Annotated in this window: 18 protein-coding genes; 14 read left to right on the forward strand and 4 right to left on the reverse strand. The window is 41.4% G+C overall.

Annotated elements, in window-relative coordinates; genetic code table 11:
* Both RJ41_RS19590 and RJ41_RS14295 read right to left on the reverse strand, forming a co-directional pair.
* A partial coding sequence (locus RJ41_RS19590) for a CARDB domain-containing protein (RefSeq protein ID WP_039222193.1) occupies window positions 1-3,003 on the reverse strand: 3,003 nt, incomplete at its 3' end.
* Window positions 3,000-3,830, reverse strand: coding sequence for a hypothetical protein (locus RJ41_RS14295; RefSeq protein WP_039222195.1), 831 nt, complete (start codon window positions 3,828-3,830; stop codon window positions 3,000-3,002). The genes RJ41_RS19590 and RJ41_RS14295, both read right to left, overlap by 4 nt.
* A gap of 362 nt (window positions 3,831-4,192) precedes the next feature.
* On the opposite strand from RJ41_RS14295, the gene RJ41_RS14300 reads away from it, so the two are divergent.
* From RJ41_RS14300 to RJ41_RS14360, 13 genes are all read left to right on the forward strand, one after another.
* Window positions 4,193-5,080, forward strand: a complete 888-nt coding sequence (locus RJ41_RS14300) for an NAD-dependent epimerase/dehydratase family protein (RefSeq protein ID WP_039222197.1) — start codon at window positions 4,193-4,195, stop codon at window positions 5,078-5,080.
* Between the two features lies 1 nt (window position 5,081).
* Entirely contained in the window at window positions 5,082-7,997 is a 2,916-nt protein-coding gene (locus RJ41_RS14305; RefSeq protein ID WP_039222199.1) for a glycosyltransferase, read from the forward strand.
* Window positions 7,990-8,748: a glycosyltransferase family 2 protein gene (locus tag RJ41_RS14310; RefSeq protein WP_039222201.1), complete on the forward strand. Its 759-nt coding sequence runs from the start codon at window positions 7,990-7,992 to the stop codon at window positions 8,746-8,748. Before RJ41_RS14305 ends, RJ41_RS14310 begins: the two co-directional genes overlap by 8 nt.
* The gene (locus RJ41_RS14315; protein ID WP_039222203.1) at window positions 8,735-10,294 is read left to right on the forward strand and encodes a sulfotransferase family protein; all 1,560 of its coding nucleotides are present in this window, start codon (window positions 8,735-8,737) and stop codon (window positions 10,292-10,294) included. The genes RJ41_RS14310 and RJ41_RS14315 overlap by 14 nt, the downstream gene beginning before the upstream one ends.
* A 35-nt stretch (window positions 10,295-10,329) precedes the next feature.
* The gene (locus RJ41_RS14320) at window positions 10,330-12,063 is read left to right on the forward strand and encodes a glycosyltransferase family 2 protein (protein ID WP_084081902.1); all 1,734 of its coding nucleotides are present in this window, start codon (window positions 10,330-10,332) and stop codon (window positions 12,061-12,063) included.
* On the forward strand, window positions 12,056-13,291 hold the full coding sequence (locus RJ41_RS14325; RefSeq protein WP_039222205.1) for a glycosyltransferase: 1,236 nt from the start codon (window positions 12,056-12,058) through the stop codon (window positions 13,289-13,291). Before RJ41_RS14320 ends, RJ41_RS14325 begins: the two co-directional genes overlap by 8 nt.
* Before the next feature lie 8 nt (window positions 13,292-13,299).
* A complete protein-coding gene (locus tag RJ41_RS14330; protein ID WP_039222207.1) occupies window positions 13,300-14,412 on the forward strand; it encodes a sulfotransferase family protein in 1,113 nt (370 codons plus the stop codon).
* Between the two features lie 96 nt (window positions 14,413-14,508).
* Window positions 14,509-15,387: a glucose-1-phosphate thymidylyltransferase RfbA gene (gene rfbA / locus RJ41_RS14335; protein WP_039222209.1), complete on the forward strand. Its 879-nt coding sequence runs from the start codon at window positions 14,509-14,511 to the stop codon at window positions 15,385-15,387.
* Window positions 15,388-15,413: 26 nt separating this feature from the next.
* Window positions 15,414-15,959: a dTDP-4-dehydrorhamnose 3,5-epimerase gene (gene rfbC / locus RJ41_RS14340; RefSeq protein WP_020744372.1), complete on the forward strand. Its 546-nt coding sequence runs from the start codon at window positions 15,414-15,416 to the stop codon at window positions 15,957-15,959.
* Between the two features lie 53 nt (window positions 15,960-16,012).
* Entirely contained in the window at window positions 16,013-16,882 is an 870-nt protein-coding gene (gene rfbD, locus RJ41_RS14345) for a dTDP-4-dehydrorhamnose reductase (RefSeq protein ID WP_039222211.1), read from the forward strand.
* 35 nt (window positions 16,883-16,917) lie between these two features.
* Complete coding sequence (rfbB, locus tag RJ41_RS14350) at window positions 16,918-18,000, forward strand: dTDP-glucose 4,6-dehydratase (RefSeq protein WP_039222212.1); 1,083 nt, start codon at window positions 16,918-16,920, stop codon at window positions 17,998-18,000.
* A gap of 103 nt (window positions 18,001-18,103) precedes the next feature.
* The gene (locus RJ41_RS14355; protein ID WP_039222213.1) at window positions 18,104-19,822 is read left to right on the forward strand and encodes a glycosyltransferase family 2 protein; all 1,719 of its coding nucleotides are present in this window, start codon (window positions 18,104-18,106) and stop codon (window positions 19,820-19,822) included.
* A gap of 43 nt (window positions 19,823-19,865) precedes the next feature.
* The gene (locus RJ41_RS14360; RefSeq protein WP_039222215.1) at window positions 19,866-21,053 is read left to right on the forward strand and encodes a nucleotide sugar dehydrogenase; all 1,188 of its coding nucleotides are present in this window, start codon (window positions 19,866-19,868) and stop codon (window positions 21,051-21,053) included.
* A gap of 134 nt (window positions 21,054-21,187) precedes the next feature.
* Here the strand turns inward: RJ41_RS14360 and RJ41_RS14365 are convergent, their stop codons facing one another.
* Window positions 21,188-22,594, reverse strand: a complete 1,407-nt coding sequence (locus tag RJ41_RS14365; protein ID WP_039222218.1) for a mannose-1-phosphate guanylyltransferase/mannose-6-phosphate isomerase — start codon at window positions 22,592-22,594, stop codon at window positions 21,188-21,190.
* A 175-nt stretch (window positions 22,595-22,769) separates the two neighbouring features.
* A complete protein-coding gene (locus RJ41_RS19515) occupies window positions 22,770-22,901 on the reverse strand; it encodes a hypothetical protein (RefSeq protein WP_276203242.1) in 132 nt (43 codons plus the stop codon).
* Between the two features lie 67 nt (window positions 22,902-22,968).
* Between RJ41_RS19515 and RJ41_RS14370 the strand changes: the two genes are divergently transcribed.
* Window positions 22,969-23,616, forward strand: coding sequence for a YkgJ family cysteine cluster protein (locus tag RJ41_RS14370; RefSeq protein WP_039222220.1), 648 nt, complete (start codon window positions 22,969-22,971; stop codon window positions 23,614-23,616).
* Window positions 23,617-23,647 lie beyond the last annotated feature (31 nt).

Raw genomic sequence — 23,647 nt, forward strand, 5'->3', positions numbered from 1 at the left:
TTCAAACTCTTCAAGGTTAGAAAGGCCGTCACCGTCAGCATCGCCATCGGCATCAGCCACTAGTGGGTTTAAGCCCACACGCGCTTCATACACATCCGGCATGCCGTCGTTGTCGTCATCGCTGTCGCAGGCATCGCCTAAGCCGTCGCTGTCAGTGTCTAGCTGATCTTGGTTGGCAATGGTTGGGCAGTTGTCGACGGTATCATCAATGTAGTCGCCGTCATTGTCAGGAAGTGTATTGTTTTCATCATCAACAAATACAATGTTGTCGATAGTCACATCATAACCTTGAACGCCAGACGCCAATCGTAAAGAAAGAGCTGCAGCACCAGATGTGCCAGTGGGAATGCGCACGTTTACGCAACTGTTAGCGGCTATATCGTGCTGCCTTACTGACGCTTGTTGAATTGTAATAGTCGATTCAAGCGTTGCATCAAGGGTTAAATGCGTATTACAAGCATCAAAGCTAATGCCGTTAACCGATGCGGGAACATAAAAAGGGTTAATCGTAATTTTTTGGTCGCTAGATTCGAGTGTTAGCAGCGCATTGCCGCCAGCTGTCATTATGCGCGCTGCGCTTGTTGCGCCAGTATCTAAAAGTTCAAACCCAGGGATGTCCATAAATAGCCCTCCAACCCCTAAGTTACCTCTTGATAAGTTACCGTTTACAATGCCGTGCCCTAATGTTGTCCACGTAAAGTCACTTTCTACTTGCTGATTTGCCGCGAATAAACTGTCGAAGATGTAGTCGTCTGAAGTTCTTAAATAGGAAAGTCCGCCCGTTTTCGACAAATTAAAGCCATGCTTTCGTCTATCTACTAAATTAAAGTCGTACCAATAAGGCTCTACCGATTCGGTAAACATATCTATGGTACCGCTATACATGGCATGCACATCTGTATGGCCCAGCTCCATTAACTTTTTAGACGATGTCGACACAATATTGCGGCCTGTAATACCCAAGCTACCGTTTTGCCAGTAATTGTCTGCCCACTCAATGCCCTTCCAATTCACTATGCCATCGTTAAGGCGCCCGGGGTTTACATCGTAGTCGGTGTAGGCAAGCTCTAGTCCACCTGAATCGTGAGGGTCGAGCGTAGTAACGTGCGAAACGGGCATGCCAGCTCCTAGCATACGCTCGGCAAGTTCGCTATTCACTACCGTACCTCTGCTATGACCAATCAAATGCACATTAGTAAATTCATCAATGTTCTGATTTGTTTGAAGGTGAACAATGGCACCTAAAAGGGCTTGTGCTGACGCCTCTGAATAGCCAGGGGATAAGTTATTCGAAAGCTCAGTCCAGTCATGAACAACAATAAAATGGTTTGTGCCTTCTAATGCTTCACCTATACGCTCTAGCTGCGCGCTAACCGGGTTGAACACCCATATTTCGGCGTTGCCGTTTGCACCTAGCGCTCTGTTCTGAATAGCTTTAGCCATATCGATAGGCCAATCGGGCAATTCACCAAGGGTTTGGTAGCCGTGGGTAATAACCGTAAGTTTTTTATCAGTGTTATCTGCAAGCGTTACGTTTATCGTGGTCTCAATGGTATTATTCGATGTCAGTTCGTTATTTATATTTAACGTATCGATAGTTGCCGTTAAGCGGTGAATGCCTGTACTGATAAAGCAGTATTGAGCACAATGCGATGCATTATAGGCGGTCTCTGGAATAGTTAATATTTGCTTTTCTAAAGCCGCTAATTCGCTTATCTGCCATGTATAAATCTCAACCCCTTCGGTTTCATCAAAAAGCGTGACGGTAAAGCCTTCGCTAATTGCAACAGTACTTTTATTTTGAACAGCAATTTTTATGTTAGTGTTTTCATTTACGCGCGGCGAGGGGGTTAGTATAAGCGGAGAGCCAAGGTGCTCAACGTAAGTAAAGTCAATATCGGGAACATTTGCAGGCACAACGGTAAGCAGCTGCGAGCTAGATGTGCCAGAGCTTTTCTTATAACTGCCTATTACAGCGTTAAAATAGTACTCGGGGTGCCCATAAACATCTTCAACATACTTTGTATTCCACGACGCTTTAGCAACCAGTTTCCCTGAGCTTTCATCTTGTTCAACATAGGTAAGTATAGTTTCGACTGGGTCGTCGCCCGCAAGATCATCTTCGTAAATTTGAAATTTAATGGCCGTGCCAACATCAAAGCCGCGCACTTCTGCATGCATATCAACGCTTTCGTTTTCATGCCGCTCCAGCGCACCTATCCATTTTGCTAAAACAATATCAGTGGCTTTAGGTACAGTAATCTCAATGGCTGAAGTGTTATTGGTTTCGTCAGACTCGGTAATAGCATTTTTATAGTCAGCGTAAACACCAATAAAGTAAGTGCCCGGCTCGGTATCATCAGGTATCGAGATAAACGTGGTTTCAGAGTTAGTATTACCCGCGCCAATCGAAAACTGCGAGTCTTCATCTAAACACTTATCGCTGGTATCAATAATATTGTCGGCTGATAAGTAAACACAGTGCTTTGGGCCACTACCGGTAGACGCCTCGCCCTGATTTTTAACCGTATAATTTACGGTAAGGTTTTCACCCGCATCTAGCACCGTGTTACTTAAAGAAAGAGCAGAAATAACAAGGTCGGGCTTTTTCTTTCTAACCGTGAATGCCCATATATGATGTTCAACTACGCTTCCGTTTGCTATTACGCCATGTAACTCATAGTCGCCGTCTTGATAAACGGCGTAATCGCAGTCGGGTGTCCAGTCGCCAAAAAAAGTGGTTTTTTGTTTATTGGTAACCGATGCACACTCCGAAATAGCATTTCCATCTTTGTTTTTGAAATAGTAGGTGGTGCCAAAATCAGTATCAGAAATTTTAAAGTTGTGAGTGCCGTGATCGACATCATGTGCCCAGTTAACCTTGCAAGTTTTAATGCTATTTACAGAGCTTTCGCAATGCGCGCCTCCTTTAGGAAGTGAAAAGTTAGCCGCGTTACACTGTGTAGAAATGAGAAACAGAAAAACTAAAAGAACATATTTCATTTTGCAGCCACCTTTTTATCAAAGATTGCTTTGTACATCTTCCAGTGGCTGTGAATAGCGCTGGCATCATCAGTAACCGCAGATTGCATCTGTTGGCCTGAGCTACGAAGCTGCAATGCACTAATATCCGCAGCTAGCCCTGTATTTACAGAATGAATAGAGGAAGCGTTGTTTATACTTGGCGCAACAGTTTTATTAGAATTTGTTTTTGCACTTACCGACGGCGCGAAAAAGTACAGTTCGTTTACAGATAGCATTAACACCTGCCTTTTAAGCAAGGCTGCGCTAGCTACACTGCTACCGAAATACAAAGGCTGTTTGTATAAATGGTGAGGTATACCGAAGAACCTGTCTAATACCGGTTCAGACTGAAACGAAGCCGATATAATTATCGTAACGGTTTCATCTCTACGCCTTAACGCGTTTTCGGCCTGACGTAACAAACTTAATGCGCTTTCTCGTTCTTCAAGCGAGCTGTTTTGGGGAGTAAGCGAAGTAAACAATGCTTTATTTTGTTTTACTTCATCTACCTTTACCGCAGAAATAGCTAGCGGCTTCTTTTTATTATCAAGCCAATAGGAAAATACATAAGCAGCTATGCTACCGTCTAGGTTGTAGTAAACATCGTTAGAAGCGAGCGCTGTAGTTTGATGGTAGTTCTGGGCGGTCTTATCAGCCACAAAGGCAGCTAATGCCTCGGGTACGGTATTCTCGACAATAATTTCATGTGTTTTTGCATAGGAAAAAGCAGGGGCATTGAACAAAAATAGTAATGCGGCGGTGATACATTTAGCGCGGCTAATTGAAAAGCCAGTAGATAAAAACATCCATATCTTCCATGATAAAAATAACGTGCATCTTGTAAGTGAGATGGCATTGGCTGAGACTTATCTGTTTGATGCGCTGAATATACCACTAACCACTAAGTATCAAGTTATGTTACGTGATGCACTCTTTATACATTAGCTGCTCAAATACTAGCGTAGATGTTGGGGAATGTAACCACATTAATTGGTATTTGATATCAAGATTTTCTTCAAATTGTGGTGAATCAAATACGAGTGTAGGTTATCCTTATCCCGTGGCTTAATGGACACACAAAACAATGATATTAACTTTTTGAATTATTAAAATGTCGCTATTTAGTGGTCGAAGCTTTTTTTGAAATTATGTTAGGGATTTAAACTAGATGAGTATTTGTGTTCTTGGTGCGTCTGGATTTCTAGGCCAGGGTATTTGCAGAGAATTAGATCTACGAGGGATAGATTGGGCAGGGATTGACCGATCGAGCAATGATAAGCGAATCCACAAGATATCCCTTGACAGTTATGACGACCAAGTGCTTGAAATTCTTAAGGGGTTTGATTGTGTAATAAATGCAGTTGGTTCCCTAAAGCCTAGAGATTTCAGAGTTAATCCAGATGCCGCGCTTGCGTTAGGAATGGCTAATATAGACGTTATAAGTAGGTTAGTTGTTGAATCAGAAGTTAGCCGGTTTGTGCATTTGTCTTCCGGTGGTACTGTGTATGGTGAGTGTAAAAGGCCTGCTTCTGAGTCAGATTACGCCTCTCCGATAAGTTGGTATGGCCGACTAAAATGGATAGAGGAGATGGTGTTGATAGACAGATTGAAAACATCGAGTACACTTCTATCGATAGCTCGGGTCTCTAACCCGTATGGAAACGAACATACTTTAAGCCATGGCTTTGTGGACGTTCTTGTTAACAAGCTTAAGGCAAAAATACCCTTCGAATGTTTTTTTTCTTCAGGCGCCAAGAGAGATTTTATTCACATCAACGATATGGCTGCTCAGGTAGTCGATTTAGCGACTTCTGAATATGGAGGAGTGTTCAATGTTTGCAGCGGTAATAGTACCTCATTGGAAAGTTTAATGAGTATTGTTGAAAAACAATTCCCGGACGTAATAAAGTTTAATGAAATAGAGGTTTCTCAAGAGGATATTGTTGTAAACGATTTGTCCAATTCCAAGTTTAATAGTCACTTTGGTAAAGTAGTAACTGTAGATGTAGAGCAATATTTGATAGAGCAGTTAAATGCTATCAAGGATAAAAAGTAAAATGACTGATGAAGTAGATAACTTAATAAAAAATGAAATTTTACAGCATGATTTGGATTTTTCTATTTATCAGGAAGAGTATGACGTTGTTGAGCCGGTTTCGGATTATATTGAAAATTGGAAGTGCAGAACTTTATATGTAGAAAACTTTTTTGATTCAGGCTATTACCTAGCTAAATATCGTGACGTTGCGCTATCAAACCTTAATCCGCTCTATCATTTTCTAAAGCATGGGAAAGAGGAGAAAAGACATGGATTTTCTCCTCTTGTTGTTAGCCGACTTGATTACTTTTCATTTTTAAGAAAAATATTTGACGAGAAATTTTACTGTAGAACTTTTGATGGATGCGATGCCGAATCGTTCGAACATTTTTGGCTCCACGGTAGATTTGAAAGTTGGCGAGTTCCTTGTAAATTATTGGACTTTAATGAATTTCGAGTTTTTCTTGATGAGGTTGCAGATGGTGAGGATCGATCGCTTTCCCTTTACGAGTACCTCAAGAGTGAAAGGATAGCGGCCCAAGACTTTGATTTATTGCTGCAATGGTCACGAGTGAACAGAAATGATGCTACTGTTCTGGAACTGTTTGAATCTTTGAATGAGTTTGTCAGCACTATAGAATTGGACTCGTATGATGACTACCTTTTGCTTTTAAGTAGTCTTTCTTCCGGTTGCTTGGCTGAAGTTGGTTCTATCAACGATCTAAGTGACGAAGAAGTAACTCTGTTTGACTTAAAATATTATGAGTCGAAAACATCTTTACAATTTGAAAGTTTGTTTGCTGCTCTACTGCACCACTGTAAAACCAGTTCTATAGTGCCAACTCCTCTAATTGACGTTAGTTATTATAGAGAGTTATACAGCGACCTCAACTCGCTTAGTGACTTTGAGTTGTATAAGCATTATGTGATATACGGTCAGTTTGAGGGGCGTTCACCGAATTATTTCATACTTCATCAATCAACTGAGTCTGCACTGTTGCCATTCGATTGGCATAAGCTTTCGAAAGATGTAACAACAGCGCTTTATAAGAGCCTATTGGATATTAATCCTGAATATAACTCGAAAAGCATATTTCAAGCTTTAAGTGTACTTTTAGAGTATCTACCATCCAGCTTTTTCTCAACGGCACCAAATAGTGAGCTTCTTTTTTACTCCCTTTTAACTTTCAGAGAAATAGGTTGCTCAAAAAAAAGCTTGGCTAATGATCTAAAAAAATGGTTTGAAGATGGTTGCCAAAGTGACTTCTCGGCCTTATTTGATACAAGGTTCATTAAACAAGAGCTAGAAACAACAGAATTAAACACTTGTTTAGTCTTTATCGAGTGGTATGAAAAGCGAGATAGCTTATCTTGTTCGCCATTAATTGATTTATCCTTCTATCTGAAAATGAATCGCGACCTTGAAGGCTACCCTAAACCTATAATTGAACATTATTTGCTGCATGGACAAAAAGAAGACAGGGTAGCTTGTAGATTTTTCGACCCTAAATGGATCTACAATACCTATAAAACAAACCGCTTAAATGGAACAACGTATTATTTCTTGGAGGAAAGTATGGGGAGGCAAGTCAAACCTGCTCCCAGTATATCTCCGTTAAATACTGATGGTAATAGTTTACGTCTGAAAGATTTTGCGAGAGCAATAGTGACTCAAAATCTATTTGATTTGAAAAATACTTCTGAACTTACTAAACAAATTGAAAAAATAAGTCAAATAGAGCCGTCAATAAAACCCTTAAATCCAAAACTACCTATAAGCGTAATGCCGTTCAACTCAGATTACTATTCAGCTGGCGCTGGGGTAGAAAAACTACTAGGCCAAACGGATCTTATAATTTTTAGAGATAGTATTAATTTCGGTGGGGCAGATTCAGTCCTAGCCAACTTATATCATGCACTCAAGTATACATTTCCCTCAAAAAAAGTTTCCATCGTTAGCGTTGGTAAAGTCGATTCAGATGCACTTAAGATCCACGGACTTTCCCGTGAAGATATAATTGATTTGAGTGAGTTTTATTCGACCAAATTTCATGACAGCCCACTACTAGCTCATATTTTAACCGAATTGGTTTACGATATAGTTGTTGGTAGTAGTGCAAAGGCTGTATTTAATTTAAACTGCGGCGTTTTATGGCAAGCAATCGAATTGTATGGAAGACAAATTTCCTCGCTGACCGAGCTATACGCTTATGTTTTTTGCGATGACCGAGATGAATTCGGTAACGTTGACGGATACCCCGCCAATTACTTAGGGTCAACAATAACGTATTTTACGAAAGTTTTCTGTGATAGTGATTCACTTAAAAATATATTGTTAAATCGCTTACCATTTTCGAAGGCTGTAGAGTCGAAAATTATTACATTGAAGACACCTGTTGCCTACAATCCGTCAAGCTTGAGGGATTTCTCCAACGATAATAAGACAATCTGCTGGGCCGGCAGGTTCGATGTCCAAAAGCGTCCTGACTTATTAATCGAAATTGCAGACGCTTTGCCCGAATTCACATTCGAAGTTTGGGGCAAAAAAGTAATAGACTCAGGTATTGAATACGACTTTTCTAGATGCGCAAATATTCGACTGATGGGACTTTTTGAGGACATAGAAGAAGTCTTGGAAACCGAACCAACGTTGTTTTTATATACTGCTGACTGGGACGGTGTTCCCACTATTCTATTAAAAATGATGGCTACTGGGATACCAATTGTGGCGAGTAACGTTGGGGGGATTAGCGAAATTTTACCCCCAAATTGTATTGCCGAGACCAACGAAGTCTCATCTTTTTTGAAGAAGATAAAGCAAATAAGCGATTTTTGCAGGACTGGCAATCTTCACGAATCATATAGGTCGGAGTTGGGAGAGAGAAGTTTTAATAATTATGCTGAGGTTCTTAGAGGGAATTTAAAAAGTGTCTAAGATTGATATAAGTGTACTTGTAACTTGTCATAAAGAGCGTCAATACATACTACCAGCAATAGAAAGCGCACGATTAGCAATTGAAAAATTAAAAGGTGAGTTTTCTGTAACACATGAAATCATTATATATTTGGATAATAGTGATTCACAAACACTAGCGTTCGCGAACGAGGTTTCAGAAAGTTTGGGCATTGAGGTTTATCGTGGTAAAAATGGTGATCCCGGTCTGTCTAGAATGGCTGCTATAAATTGTAGTAATGGTGAATATATAGCGTTTTTGGATGGTGATGATTTATGGTCCGAAAATTGGTTGGTAAATGCTTGGAAAATGGTCGAAAGTTCTGAGAATGAACTTAGGGAAAAAACAATATTTCACCCTGAATACAATCTTATTTTTGGCAATGCTGATCTTTTTGTAAGACAGGGTGATCCGTCTAGCGATTATTTTGATTTGAGATATTTAAGGTTTGCTAACTATTGGGATGCTCTTTGTCTTGCTCACCGCACTATTTTTAATTTTTGCCCGATTCCAGGCAACAATCTGGCTCTTGGATTTGCTCATGAAGATTACAATTGGAACTGTAAACTAATAGAAAAAAATTTCAGGCATGTTCTGGTCAAAGATACGATACATTTCAAAAGGAGGCGAACAGCCTCAGTCTCTGTAAACGCAGAAAAAGATAAAAATAAAGTGACCCCTTCTTTAATGCAAAAATACAAGATGCAAGGAGATTTAAATGATAGAAGTTAAACCTATTCATATATGTATAGGGGCCCCCCGCTCTGGCACAACCTGGTTGTTTAACAATTTGGCCTCGTCGACTGAAATTTTCTTACCTTGCATAAAGGAAGTTAGATATTGGTGGGAGCCTCGCTCGGAAAGTGAAGTTAGTAACACCCTAAATTTTCATCGAGGTGAGGGCTTAAATGCTAGACAAGCTAGGTGGTTAGAAAGTTGGAAGTCTTTGTCATTTGACAAATCTGGAGAGGATTATCTTAAATTAATGGGTTGTCAAGATATGCCATCTCTTGATATCAGTCCCTCCTACGCAATCATGCCAGAGGAAACTATAAAACAAGTTTTCAACTCAATTCCTAAAGAGTCGAAGGTTTTTTTGTTTCTAAGGAATCCGCTAGACAGATTATTGTCTGAAGTAAAACTTCATGCATATATGCATGGTAATTTTAGAGGCGAAGCCGAAGCAAAAACTTTAATCGATTTCGCAAAAGCGCCAGTTCAGAAAAAACGCTCCCAATATAGTGAAATTGTAAGGCGATGGAGCGCTGTTTTTGGAGACCGCTTTAAAGTGTTTTATTACGAGGATTTTGCAAAAGATGCTGAGAGTTATTTGCGAGAGATTTGTGACTTTTTAGGAATTTACCAAAATAGCAGTATTCCACAGGAAAAGCTTTCCAGTTATTTCGGTTCAGATAAAGGAACAGGTAAAAAGTCACTGTTCCCTAAATTTTCTAACGAGGTAAAACTTGAACTCGCAGAGCTTGCTCTTCCGGTCGCACGCGAATTTTCGGCTTTCAATAAAAACATCGCGGAAAAATGGGAAACAGATATATCTGAGAGCACAAGAAGCTTGAAAGGTAAGCAAGGCAGAGTACAAGAAAGAGATTATTGGCCTCTGTTTTCGAAGTTGTTAAGAATGTCAGAAAGTCTGGGTGATAACTGCGAGTTCGGTTTCTTCCAGCGTGCGCATTCCTATGAGCCTTCAAGTCTATTCCGTTGGGCAATCACTCCAATAAAGGCTTTAATAAAATTTATCGAAACACCTTCTTCTCTGTATGAAAAAAACTCTTTGCGGCTGAAAGACTCAGATTTGATTTTTGATGAAGGGACTGGTTTCTATTTTCACAGTAGTTTGGTTACCGTTAGAGAAGGGGAGCGTGCTCTTGTAAGCGAAGAAGAGTTTACGTCGATTTTTGAAAGAGAAAAAGAAAAGCTTGACTATTTGAACTATAAATTCAGACATCAACTGGTTCAAAAACCGGCCCTGTTCGTCATCAAGGCTAACGAGGGAATTGCTTGGACAGATATTCTTCAACTCCACATGCAGCTTGTAAATAGTAACTCTGGACATAAGTTGCTAGTTGTTACAAAAAAGAATGACCCCTCAGAAAGGAGACTCGAAAAATCGGATGTGGCCGGGATATATATTGGCAGAGTTGATAGATTTGCTAGTTATTCTCAAGCCGATGATATTGACCTAGATGGCTGGACACAGATTTTTGCGGCGCTGACCAAGGACAGTGAAATACAAAAAATGTTAGACGCGATGTTCGTGTAACAGAAGAACTAAAAATTCAAGTGGTGGAAATCCTAGTGAAATTAGAAATAGACTTTGCCTTTGCAGTGGGTTCTAAACTGCTACTAGGAGGGTGGGCAGTCGTAGGCGATGATATTTCAAAGGATCAACTGCAGTTTGCTCGCGAATTTAGTGATCTTCTGTTATTTAAACGCCCAGATGTTTGTGCAGTCATGCAGTGTTCAGAAGAACACAGCACCGGCTTTTTAATAGCGTTAGCTAATACAAGTGAAAACGAAATAGAAGTAACATGGGGAGAAGTTACTCAGCGCATCAACCTTGATGACGTTTCGTTTACTCAGCAATTAGCTGAATTGGAAGTGTTGCCTTCAGCGTATTTTAATGATGCAACGGCTCTACTAGAACGCAATGGCTTCTATTGGGGGCAAAAATCGCTGTCTTTTAGTGAAAATACCCCTTCAAGTCTATCTCTGTCTCATAAAGACAGTAGAATTCAAATCGACTACGCATTTACATTGGATGCACATACAGTATTAATAATTGGTTGGGTGTTGGACGAGGCTCGCTTATTCAAGCGTATAAACCTGCGGCTGAACAACATTATTTCCGACTGTATTCTACAAGATGCGTTTTTTCACCCCAGGTATGATGTAGCTGAAGCACTAGAATTGCCCATAAGTTACGGGGAAAAGATAGGCTTTGCCTTTACGGTTTCGCTTCCAGAACCTATTAGCCCAAATATAGAGCTAATGTACAGCGTCGACGGCACGTTTTTTACAGGCTCAGCACTTAAAGCCGAACCGTTTAGAAGGGAAGAAACCTGGCTTACAGAAATTCTTCTTGCCAATGTTGATATTACCAACACGGCTAAGTTCCCCAAGTTAACAAAGCACGTAACGTCTGCTATAGAAAAAAGTTGGCTTGGGCGTTTACAAGCACCTAATGCGGTAGACGTGAAACTGTTTGGTGATGAAGTAGCTAACCCTTTACTATCGCTTGTTATCCCTATTTATGGGCGTTACGATTTTGTGCAAATTCAAATGTCGCAATTCAGTTTAGATTCTGACTTCGACAATATTGAAATAGTCTATGTTCTAGACGATCCAAGAATAAAACATGCCTTTATGGTTACGTGCAAAGGGGTATTTGAAACCTTTGGTGTGCCTTTTAAAGTAGTATTAAGCGAGCGAAACTTGGGTTATGCCGGCGCAAACAATCTTGGCGTTAGTCATGCCTCATCAGAGCATATTGTTTTACTGAATTCAGATGTTATTCCTAAAAAGCCACATCAATTTTTAGCGCTTTTACAGCAGTTTGAAAATGCAGAAAGCGTGGGGATATTAAGCGGTACGTTGCTGTACGAAGACGATACCATTCAGCACCAGGGCATGGAATACATGCAAGACCCCTCTCACCCCGGCATGTGGATGAATTATCATCCGCAAAAAGGCTTTCCTTTATCGCTTACTGAATCGTTTGATATAAAAGAAGCACAGGCTGTTACTGGTGCACTAATGCTCATGACTAAACAGCAGTACCTAGACGTGGGCGGGTTCGATATTGGTTATATATTAGGTGATTTTGAAGATTCCGACTTATGTATGAAAGTGCGCAACACAGGAAAACGTATTGCGGTTTCTGGCTCAGTGCATATGTACCACTTAGAACGCTTGTCGCAGTCGTTGGTGTCTGGCAATACGTGGAAGCACACCTTGTCTATGGTGAACGGGCTTCGTCATACAAATAAATGGAATAACGAAGTAGAAAACGTGGTAGCGGGTAATGGATAAAAAGAAAATTTTAATAATTGCCCACGGGCACCCGGATGTGCATAAAGGCGGGGCTGAAATCGCAGCCTATCAACTATTTAACGAATATGAAACGTTAGGGCATGATGTTACGTTTCTGGCTAGAAGTGAAGAAGCGCCTCATGGCGGTGCGGCATTTTCCGTTCGCAATAAGGCAAATGAGTTGTTGTTTCATACGCGCCAAGACGATGACTTTTTGTTTTCTAATATACGCACTAGGTATATTTGGTCTGAACTACGCGACTTGCTGAAGCGACTGCAGCCAGAAGTTGTACATTTTCATCATTTCTTTTTAATGGGTGTAGAAACCCTATTAGAAGTACGTAAGACGTTACCTGAAGCGAAAATTGTATTTACGCTTCACGAGTACCTGGCGATTTGCCATGCTAACGGCTTAATGTTGAAACCTCACTCACAAAAGTTGTGTGCTAAGTCATCACCAAGAAACTGCCATAATTGCTTTCCTGAAAAGTCGCCCGCCGACTTTTTTATGCGTGAAATGTACATAAAGCGTGCTTTTTCTGTTGTGGACCGTTTTGTTTCGCCGTCTGAATTTTTAAAGCAGCGCTATGTTGACTGGGGTATTGATAGTTCGCTTATTGAAGTCATTGAAAACGGTACGCCGGAATTAGATAAGCACGCTCAGATGAACGATAGCGTTAGCCGTTCTTCGACTAAAGTGCGTTTGGCTTATTTTGGGCAAATTAACTGCTTTAAAGGGCTAGATGTTTTGCTAGACGCACTATTGCTAATGGACAAAGATACCCGCCAGCAGTTTGTGCTTAACATCCACGGAGCAAACTTAGAATATCAGCCTGCCGAATTTCAGGAAAAAGTGTACTCAGCCCTTAAACGGTTAAAAGGCACGGTTTTCCTGCATGGCCCATACGAAAATCATGAATTGCCAGCACTGCTTGCAGACACAGATTGGATGGTGGTGCCCTCTATTTGGTATGAAAACTCTCCTATCGTAATACAAGAAGCGTTCAGGTCGAACGTTCCGGTAATCACAAGTAACATCGGGGGAATGGCTGAGAAAGTAACCAATATGAAAAATGGGCTTCACTTCAACGTAGGGAAACCATTATCGCTGTGCGCTGTTTTAGAAAAAGTTGCGAAGGATAAAAATCTTCATAAACAATGTGTAGCTGGTATCATTCCGCCTCCTAAGCTTTCAGAAACCGCAAAAGCAAACTTAGCGCTATATTAGGGTACATCATGCAATGGTCTTATTTTATTGATGAAATAGTTACACTTTCATCTTTTTCAAATGCTTGCACAGGTTTGGCAAACGCTAACTTAGCGCTTAATGTAAATCCATCTTATGGAAAGCTAATTTCAGCAGAAGCAACTTTTTTATCTCACTCCGCGTTGTTGAATGGCGATAAAAAATATCAGTATGTCAGTGTTGAACAAGAAACCAATAGCCTGGCCTTTGACCTTTTACCGCTCGAAAATCGTGTAAATGTGTTCAAAGTGTCTGTTGTTTGTGAGCATAAAACATTCACCTGTAATATTGCTTTTCTTCCGGCTATCGATTTACCACAGGCTGTGTTTGTGCTTGGTTCGCCGCGAAGTGGAACAACCGTGGTTGGAAATATGGTGCAGCGGGGGCTTCAGGTTAAAAGCCATGGCGAATCGCACATGGCCGAACTTCTACAAAATTTAGTAACAACAGTAACTGAATATGTAAAAGGGGCCCCAGCGGCTACTAATGAAGGCACGTTAACCTGGGAAGTAAGTCCAACTTATGTGAAAGCCTTACAAATTCAGCAGTTTAGAGAGCTCTATTCTACTTTTTACACGGGACCTGTGTTAATCGACAAGACGCCTGGTGTTCCAATGCTCAATACTCTTTCGTTGTTGTTTCTGGTGTATCCCAATGCGAAGGTTGTTTACTGTAAAAGAAGAGGGATCGAGAATGTTGCCTCACGAATGCGGAAATTCGCTGATGTTCCCTTTGAAGGGCATTGTAACCAATGGAAGCAAGCGTTCACGATTTGGCGCAGAAATAAAAGGCACCTAAACAACGAGCTCTTGAAGCATAAGAGCTGGTTTATTGAAGTTGAACAATTTACGCTATTAAAAGACGCCGCGCCTTTAATTAAACAACTAGCTGACTTTTTAGCGTTGCCAGAAAGTGCGTATGTTAAAATGTTAAACTATCAAGCTAGTGAAACACCGCAAAAAACCAGCGATGAAGGCGGAGTGCCAAAATCATTGGTTGATATGAATTGGACCAATGAGCAGAAACAGAGGTTCGAGGAAATTTGTGGTACAGAAATGGAAAGAGCCGGTTATTCATTAACCGAGCATTATTTCAATCACTAAAAAGTCTACACGAATTAGCGTAGTTAAACAGACAGTACCTTATTTTAATAGGCCAAATGTCGTAAACTGCCTTTAAGAACAAGATGTGAGTAATTTATGAGAAAAGGGATAATTCTAGCAGGTGGGTCGGGTACTCGCCTACACCCATTAACGAAAGTAGTTAGTAAGCAGTTGATGCCTGTATACGACAAGCCGATGATTTACTACCCACTAACTACCCTAATGATGTCGGGTATTAGAGATGTCCTCATCATAACCACCCCTGAAGAACAGCAGCGCTTTATTGACCTAATTGGCGATGGCTCGTCTTTAGGTATGAACATCCAATATGCAGTGCAGCCATCACCTGATGGTTTGGCTCAAGCGTTTTTAATTGGCGAAGACTTTATTGGCAACGACAGTTGTTCATTGGTACTGGGCGATAATATTTACTACGGTCACGACTTAAAAGTGTCTTTGCAAAATGCATTCAAGCAAGAACATGGTGCTACAGTATTTGGCTATCACGTTCACGATCCAGAGCGCTATGGTGTAGTAGACTTCGACGAAAATTGGAATGCACTTTCTATTGAAGAAAAGCCTGAAGTGGCTAAATCGAACTACGCAGTAACCGGTCTTTATTACTATGATAACCGTGTAGTAGACTTTGCGAAAGAAGTTAAACCTTCGCCACGTGGTGAGCTTGAAATTACTGATTTGAACAATCTATACCTTCAAGATGGTTCACTTAAAGTAGAGCTAATGGGTCGAGGCTCTGCGTGGTTAGACACGGGTACGCTCGATTCACTACTAGATGCTGCAAACTTTGTAGCGGCTATCGAGAAGCGCCAAGGCCTAAAGGTATGTTGCCCTGAAGAAGTTGCTTTCCGTATGGGATATATTGATGCTGAGCAACTAGAAAGGTTAGCTGCGCCACTTAAAAAGAGCGGCTATGGTGATTACCTGCTGAAAGTTATTCACGACCGCGTTAAATAAATACTAAGAACGGATATATTTTTTCTATGCAAGCAATTAGTACAGACATCCCTGACGTTAAAATTATTGAACCAAAAGTATTTGGTGACGAGCGCGGTTTTTTCCTAGAAACGTTTCGCACCGACTGGTTTAAAAAAGAATGCGCAGATGTTGATTTCGTTCAAGATAACCACTCGAAATCTAGCCAAGGTATTCTTCGTGGCCTTCATTATCAAATGGAGCAAACCCAGGGTAAATTGGTACGTGTGGTAAGCGGTGAAGTATACGATGTAGCAGTAGATATGCGTAAAGACTCACCTACCTATGGAAAGTGGGTGGGTGTAACCCTGTCTGCTGAAAATAAACGCCAGCTTTGGGTCCCAGCGGGTTTTGCTCATGGTTTCTATGTAACCAGCGAATCGGCTGAGTTTGTGTACAAGTGCACAGACTACTATCATCCGGAATCTGAGGTATCGGTAAAATATGACGACCCAACGTTGAATATCGACTGGCCGCTAGTGAACGGAGAGAAACCTTCTTTATCTGGGAAAGACGAAGCTGGTTTGGCATTTGTAGATGCCCCTACGTTTTAACAACTACCGGGTTTACAGGCTGTTTATTGGCCTTCATCGAGTATTAGCGATTAATGAATATTGTAATTATAGGTAAGTCTGGGCAGCTAGCATTTGAGCTTTCTCGTGAGCTAGAAAATAGCGAGCACCAAGTCACGTTCTTAGGGCGAGACGATATTGATATTACGAGCTCTTCTGATATTGAAGAGAAACTATCGCCCTTGGAAGCCGATGTTTTAATAAACGCATCGGCATATACTGCAGTTGATAAAGCGGAAGAAGACACCGACGCGTGTAATGCTATCAATACGTTTGCTGTGAAGAACTTAGCAAACTTCTGTAAAGCTAACGGTGCCTTTATGGTTCATGTGTCTACCGATTATGTATTTAACGGTCACAAAGGTTCGCCTTATTTAACTGATGACCCTATCGAGCCGCAAGGTGCTTACGGCAAATCCAAAGCCGAAGGCGAAAAAGCGCTGCTTGAAATACTGCCAGAAGCCAGCTGCCTAATTCGTACTGCGTGGGTTTACTCGTCGCATGGCAATAACTTTGTGAAAACCATGCTGCGCTTGATGGCTGATAAACCTCAGTTAGCTGTAATAGATGATCAAATTGGTACACCAACATGGGCGAAGGGTTTGGCTGAAGCTTGTGTTTCTGCCGCCGTTAATAATACCCGTGGCGTGTATCACTGGACCGACGAAGGCGTAGCAAGTTGGTACGACTTTGCGTTAGCTATTCAAGAGCTTGGCATTGATAAAGGTTTACTGAATAAGGCTATTCCGGTTTTACCCATTCCATCAAGTCAGTACCCAACGCCTGCGAAGCGCCCTCACTACAGTGTGCTAGATAAACAAACTGCGCGCGAAGCATTTGCGTCGTGTAAGCCTACCCACTGGCGTAAGCAGTTAGCTAGCATGCTAGATGAATTGAAAGCCTAAATGGCAAGAACAGAATTATTTTTGGTAAAAAGAAAATGAGTAAAACGATTTTAGTAACAGGTGGCGCGGGCTTCATTGGCTCTGCAGTTGTTCGCCATCTTATAAACGACACTGATCACACAGTGGTTAATTTAGATAAGCTAACTTACGCGGGTAATTTAGAGTCATTAACTTCGGTTTCAAACAGCGACCGCTACAGTTTTGAGCAAGTTGATATTTGTGATGCTGAAGAAGTAAAGCGCGTTTTCAACACGCACCAGCCAGATATCATTATGCACCTTGCGGCAGAGTCTCACGTAGACCGCTCAATTGATGGGCCAGGTGAATTCATTCAGACCAATGTTGTCGGTACGTACACTCTGCTGGAGCAGGCAAGAGCGTATTGGTCTGCTCTTGAAGGCGATAAAAAAGCAGGGTTTAAGTTCCATCATATTTCTACTGATGAAGTATACGGCGACCTTCCTCATCCAGATGAAGTTGAGCCAGGCACAGAGCTCCCACTCTTTACGGAAACTACACCTTATGCGCCTAGTTCACCTTACTCAGCAAGTAAAGCAAGTTCAGATCAGCTAGTGCGTTCGTGGCTTCGCACATACAAGCTACCAACGCTTGTCACAAATTGCTCTAACAATTACGGCCCTTACCACTTCCCAGAAAAACTTATTCCACTAGTTATTCTAAATGCACTAGCCGGTAAGCCACTACCTGTATATGGCAAAGGCAATCAAATTCGTGATTGGTTGTATGTTGAAGATCATGCACGCGCCTTGGTAGTAGTTGCACTAAACGGTGAAATTGGTGAAACCTACAATATTGGTGGCCATAACGAAAAGCAAAACATTGAAGTAGTGCAAACTATCTGTTCAATTTTGGATGAAGTTAAGCCGAAAGATAGCAAATACGCTGAGCAGATTACTTACGTTCAAGACCGCCCAGGTCACGACATGCGCTATGCTATTGATGCTAGCAAAATTGAGCGTGAACTTGGCTGGAAGCCTCAAGAAACGTTTGAAAGTGGTATTCGCAAAACGGTTGAATGGTATTTAGCAAATGAGGGCTGGTGGAAAGCGGTTCTTGACGGCAGTTACCAAGGCGAACGTTTAGGTACAGGTAGCTGATACTCGTCACTTTAATTCGTGATATGATAGAAAAGCCGCAAAATTGCGGCTTTTTTGTTGTTTGGTGTTGTTAGATACCGCTGTTAGGGATTGAATTAGCTGTATGAAGAAATTGGCCATGTTAACCGTTAAAGGCGCTGTTGGTTTAGTGCCTAAGGCAGTTAGAAACAAGCTGAAAAGCAATCATAGACTTACCGAGTTTTATAGTCGCTCTCTACAGCGTTCGGGTTTGTTTTATGGTTTCCCTTCTGAAAAAAAACGTATGGCTTTGTATAGTGCTTATCTCAAACAACAGGCGCAATACTTCCAAGAGATGGCTTCTGTCGACAAAAATGGCCATGAAATTTACGTGCTTATCTTTGGGGCAAAAAGTCTATCTTTAACGTTAGATTCGCTCAACCGGTTAGGCGTAAACCATGAACGCATCTGTGTGGTGGCTGAAAACAGTGGTGACGAGTCAATACGTTGTGCTTCAACAATTTCTGAAGCGGTGGATAATTTATCAGAATCGACGAGGCTTCTGCTTTTAAATAGCGGAGATGCAATATCAAAAGTATCGTTTGACGTGTTTCTTACATGCGACAGTGGCGCCGATGTTGTTTACTGTGATACCGATAAGATTGACGCTAAAGCTCGAAGAGTCTCTCCTCACTTTTTGCCTGACTGGAACCCTGACCTTCAACTTTCTACGGGGTATATTTTTACAGGCGTCATGTGTAACGCTGCTTTGGTGAAACGGAGTGGGGTAAGATCTTCGACAATTGCAGGTATCGTTTTAGAACTATGGATAAAGCTACCGCACTCATCAGTCGAACATATACCTTATACACTAATTCATCGTTCACCTAATAAAAAGATTACGCTTGAGGCTCTGGCTGACATAAGAACGGTTGTAGAATCCTTTACTTCTGCAACGCCGTCTTATAACGAAGAGCTCGCTGTAAATACTATTCAATGGCCTGTTGAATCTGAGCCTTTAGTCTCTCTTATTATTCCTACCAAAAATGGCAAGGCGCTTGTTAAGGCCTGTATAGAGTCAATATTAGAAAAAACCGTTTATCAAAATTATGAAATATTACTCATCGATAATGGATCTGATGAAAAAGAAAGCCTCGATTATTTTGCTAAGTTAGAGAAGCACTCCAAAATTCGTGTTCTTCGTTATCCCGGAGAATTCAATTATTCAGCAATTAACAATTTTGGCGTACAACATGCTTCTAAAACTAGTTCGCTAATAGGGCTTATCAATAATGATATTGAAGTAATAAACCCTTATTGGCTAACAAGCATGGTAGGGCATGCAGTACGTGACGATATTGGCTGTGTTGGGGCTAAACTGTTGTACTCTGATGGCCGAATACAGCATGCTGGGGTTGTACTCGGGTACGGTGGTGGTGCAGGTCATGCACATAAATACTTCCCAAGGTATCACCCAGGATATATTAAGCGTTTAATTGCAACACAGAATTATTCTGCAGTTACGGCGGCTTGTTTGTTAGTAAAGAAATCATTGTTTGTAGACGTTAACGGTTTGAATGAACAAGATCTAACCGTAGCCTTTAATGACGTAGATTTTTGCCTGCGGGTTAAAGAGACCGGTGTACGAAATGTTTACTGCGCTGAAGCCGAGCTATATCATCATGAGTCGGTGAGTAGAGGGTTAGACCATGCGCCGGAAAAAGCAGTAAGGTTTAATCGTGAACTAGAATTTTTAAAACAACAGTGGGGCGAGTATATCCAGCATGACCCCGCGTATAGCCCAAACCTTACACTTATGCGTGAGAACTTTTCCATCAAATCGAAAGAAGAGTTTTCTGGTTAGAAGTAGCTTTGAATTAATTTGAAAGTTGGAACTTGTTAGAAAAATGGAATCAACAATGAGCAGATACAAAATAGCGGTAGCTGGTACGGGGTACGTAGGCTTATCAAATGCGGTGTTGTTAGCGCAACACAATGAAGTGAAAGCGGTCGACTTAGTTCCTGAAAAAGTTGAGATGCTGAATAACAAGAAGTCTCCAATTGAAGATAAAGAAATATCTGAGTACCTGACAACAAAAGATCTTGATCTTGTAGCAACACTAGATGCTCAGGTTGCTTACAAAAATGCTGACTACGTTATAATCGCTACTCCTACGGATTACGACCCGCAAACTAACTACTTTAATACGGGTAGTGTAGAAGCAGTTATCAAAACGGTAATGGAAATTAACCCTAATGCCGTGATGATTGTTAAATCGACCGTGCCAGTAGGCTTCACTAAAGACGCAAAAGCACGCTTCGGTACTGAAAACCTAATCTTTTCGCCAGAGTTTTTACGTGAAGGTAAAGCACTTTACGATAACCTTCACCCTAGCCGTATTATTGTGGGCGAGCGTAGCGAGCGCGCAGAGGTGTTCGCTAAGTTACTTCAGCAAGGTGCTATAAAAGAAGACATCGATGTGTTGTTTACCGACAGCACTGAAGCTGAAGCGATTAAGCTATTCGCCAACACATACTTAGCAATGCGTGTGGCTTATTTTAACGAGTTGGATAGCTATGCAGAACGAAACGGCTTAGATACAAAACAAATTATTGAAGGCGTAGGTTTAGACCCGCGAATTGGTAAACATTATAACAACCCAAGCTTCGGCTACGGTGGTTATTGCCTACCAAAAGACACTAAGCAGTTACTTGCGAACTACAGTGAAGTGCCGAATAATATGATTCAGGCCATTGTGGATGCCAACCGCACCCGTAAGGATTTTATTGCTGATTCAATCGTAAGCCGTGGCCCTAAGATTGTTGGCATTTACCGCCTTATAATGAAGACCGGTTCAGACAATTTCCGAGCAAGCGCTATTCAGGGCATTATGAAGCGCATTAAGGCAAAAGGTATTGAGGTTGTAGTTTACGAGCCAGTGCTTAAGGAAGCAGATTTCTTTAATTCTCGCGTAATAAATGATTTAGAAGAGTTTAAGAAAATCTCTGACGTAATTGTAGCAAACCGTGTAACGGGCGATATCGAAGACGTACTAGATAAAGTATACAGCCGCGACCTGTTCAACGCCGACTAAACCAAACTATGGGGTCAGAGTACATTATTCCTCAAACTATGGGGTCAGAGTACATTATTTCCTTCTAAAAAAAGAGCCAGGTTTATAGCCTGGCTCTCTTTTAACCTCAATAAACTGTTTGTCTTAGAATGCGGTTATTTGTCAGATCGCCCATACCTATCAGAAAAACGAATAATATCGTCCTCGCCAAGGTAAGCGCCTGACTGTACTTCAATGAGTTCGAGTGGAATCTTCCCTGGGTTTTCTAATGCATGAACGGCTCCAATAGGAATATAAACAGACTCATTTTCCGTTAGCATTTGAGTTTCATCACCAATGGTCACATTAGCAGTACCAGAAACTACCACCCAATGCTCAGCTCTGTGATGGTGCATTTGAACAGATAACTTTTCGCCAGGTTTCACAGTTATGCGTTTAACTTTAAATCGCCCGCCATTGTCGATGGAATCGTAACTTCCCCAAGGCCTAAATACCTCGCGGTGAAATTCAAATTCAGGACGCTTTTCAGCTTTCAGCTTGTTAACTACTGTTTTGATATGTTCAGCATCTTTTTTATTTGCCACCATAACAGCATCTTTGGTTTCAACAACTACAACATCTTCCAAGCCAATAACTGCAACCAAACTATGCTCTGCATTTACGTAGCTGTTTTTAGTGCCTTCAAGTAGCGTATCGCCTGTGGTGACATTACCGTTTTCGTCTTTTTCACCTGTTTCCCATAAAGAAGACCAGCTGCCTACGTCAGACCAACCAGCATCTAGTGTCACCATGGCAGCCTCTGATGTTTTTTCCATGACCGCATAGTCGATCGAGTCACTAGGACATGAAGCAAAGATTGCTTCGTCAATGCGAATAAAGTCGAGGTCTTTTTCTGTTTTCTCTATCGCTTTTTTGCATGTTGCGTAAATCTCGGGAGCGTGATCCTGAAGCGCTTTTAAAAAGGCGCTAGCTTTAAACATAAACATGCCGCTATTCCAGAAATATTCACCGGAGTTAACGTAGTTGGTAGCGGTAGGCATATCTGGCTTTTCAACGAATTCACTCACATCGAAACCAATGTTCAATTTATTACCGGCTTTTATATAGCCGTAGCCTGTATGCGGTTGAGTAGGAACAATACCGAATGTGACTAACTTGCCAAGTTCAGCTAAAGCGTGAGCTTCCTTTATCTTCGACTGAAATGTATCGCTATCTTGAATTAAGTGATCAGCCGCCAAAACCAGAAGAATGGGATCGTCGCCTCCTTCCATAGCTTGAAATGCTGCTAGTGCTATAGCTGGAGCTGTGTTGCGCCCAACTGGCTCCAGTAATATGTCGCTGTTATCAATATTGATCTGCCGCATTTGCTCAGCAACTAGAAAGCGATGCTCTTCGTTACAAATAATAGAAGGCGGCAGAGACTCAATGCCATCAAGTCGCAATACAGTGTCTTGAATCATGGTTTTGTCAGACGTAAGAGACAAAAATTGCTTTGGTAAAGCAGCACGTGACTTTGGCCATAAGCGGCTTCCGGTACCGCCTGCAAGAATAACTGGCTTCATTAGCGTTCCTTGATTTTTGGTATATATATTCTTGGCTCAGTATACTAAGTTATTTAGATATTTAAACGAATAAAGGCTGTTTTGGTGGAGTTCGAGTTATTACACTTTTGCCTCACAAAAAACTTCCCAAACCTCAAAAATCAAAATAAAATCCGCGCCAATTCAACCCCTGCCTTTAAGCCTCAAGCTTACTCACACCCGGCGGGGAAGAAGCATGCTTTAAAATATTGGGGTCAGAGTACATTTCTGCCTCCAGTGCTATCTGTTCACTGGTTACTAAAACCAGTAAACAAAGTGTTGAGTTCATGTTACCTACCGTTTAACACAGCGTGAACCTCGTTTCGTTTTAGTTTGCTTTTATTAGCGGAGTCGTTATGAATAGGCTGCGTGAGCTTTCCAGCCAAGTAATGGATGTTTACCAATCGCTCTCTCAAGAGTTCAGCGCATTTCAATCAAGTCAGTCATTAAGCTGTGTTGAAAAATGCGGCGCATGTTGCAATAAACCTGATATTGAAGTGTCGCCTTTAGAAATGCTGCCATTAGCCTTGTATTTGTTTGACACAGGGCAAGCCGAACAAGTATTCGATGAACTTCAAAGTTATAGCGGTTTTGCATGCAAGCAATATCAACGCTTGAGCTTAGACGGTACAGAAGGTTATTGCGGAATTTACGAATACCGCCCCGGGATTTGTCGTATGTTTGGTGCGGCAGGCTATAAAACAAAGTCAGGCGAAGCAACGCTTTCGGTATGCAAACCAATAAAGCAAGCCGTACCTGAAAAATATGCGGCTGCGCTTATCGCCATACAGCCAGCATGGGGTCAGAGTAACAACTCTGACCCCATGCCCATATCAAACAGCAAACCACCAATGATTGCTGAAGGTAGACAAAAGCTGGCGCAACTGGATTACGAGTTAGGCGATAAGCTTATGCCTATAAATGATGCGCTACGCTACATATTAGAAAAAATACTCACGCTAAGTTTCTACTCGCAAAACATAAATGACGGCGTTGCAGCGTAACATGCAGTAAACACTGGGGTCAGAGTCATGA

Source organism: Alteromonas marina (assembly GCF_000808575.1).
Lineage (GTDB): Bacteria > Pseudomonadota > Gammaproteobacteria > Enterobacterales > Alteromonadaceae > Alteromonas > Alteromonas marina_A.

Excerpts from the sequence above, each read along its gene's own strand:
- RJ41_RS14295 (WP_039222195.1), bottom strand. The coding sequence starts at position 3,830 with ATGTTTTTATCTACTGGCTTTTCAATTAGCCGCGCTAAATGTATCACC.
- RJ41_RS14300 (WP_039222197.1), top strand. The coding sequence starts at position 4,193 with ATGAGTATTTGTGTTCTTGGTGCGTCTGGATTTCTAGGCCAGGGTATT.
- RJ41_RS14305 (WP_039222199.1), top strand. The coding sequence starts at position 5,082 with ATGACTGATGAAGTAGATAACTTAATAAAAAATGAAATTTTACAGCAT.
- RJ41_RS14315 (WP_039222203.1), top strand. The coding sequence starts at position 8,735 with ATGATAGAAGTTAAACCTATTCATATATGTATAGGGGCCCCCCGCTCT.
- RJ41_RS14325 (WP_039222205.1), top strand. The coding sequence starts at position 12,056 with ATGGATAAAAAGAAAATTTTAATAATTGCCCACGGGCACCCGGATGTG.
- RJ41_RS14330 (WP_039222207.1), top strand. The coding sequence starts at position 13,300 with ATGCAATGGTCTTATTTTATTGATGAAATAGTTACACTTTCATCTTTT.
- rfbA (WP_039222209.1), top strand. The coding sequence starts at position 14,509 with ATGAGAAAAGGGATAATTCTAGCAGGTGGGTCGGGTACTCGCCTACAC.
- rfbC (WP_020744372.1), top strand. The coding sequence starts at position 15,414 with ATGCAAGCAATTAGTACAGACATCCCTGACGTTAAAATTATTGAACCA.
- rfbD (WP_039222211.1), top strand. The coding sequence starts at position 16,013 with ATGAATATTGTAATTATAGGTAAGTCTGGGCAGCTAGCATTTGAGCTT.
- rfbB (WP_039222212.1), top strand. The coding sequence starts at position 16,918 with ATGAGTAAAACGATTTTAGTAACAGGTGGCGCGGGCTTCATTGGCTCT.
- RJ41_RS14355 (WP_039222213.1), top strand. The coding sequence starts at position 18,104 with ATGAAGAAATTGGCCATGTTAACCGTTAAAGGCGCTGTTGGTTTAGTG.
- RJ41_RS14360 (WP_039222215.1), top strand. The coding sequence starts at position 19,866 with ATGGAATCAACAATGAGCAGATACAAAATAGCGGTAGCTGGTACGGGG.
- RJ41_RS14365 (WP_039222218.1), bottom strand. The coding sequence starts at position 22,594 with ATGAAGCCAGTTATTCTTGCAGGCGGTACCGGAAGCCGCTTATGGCCA.
- RJ41_RS19515 (WP_276203242.1), bottom strand. The coding sequence starts at position 22,901 with ATGAACTCAACACTTTGTTTACTGGTTTTAGTAACCAGTGAACAGATA.
- RJ41_RS14370 (WP_039222220.1), top strand. The coding sequence starts at position 22,969 with ATGAATAGGCTGCGTGAGCTTTCCAGCCAAGTAATGGATGTTTACCAA.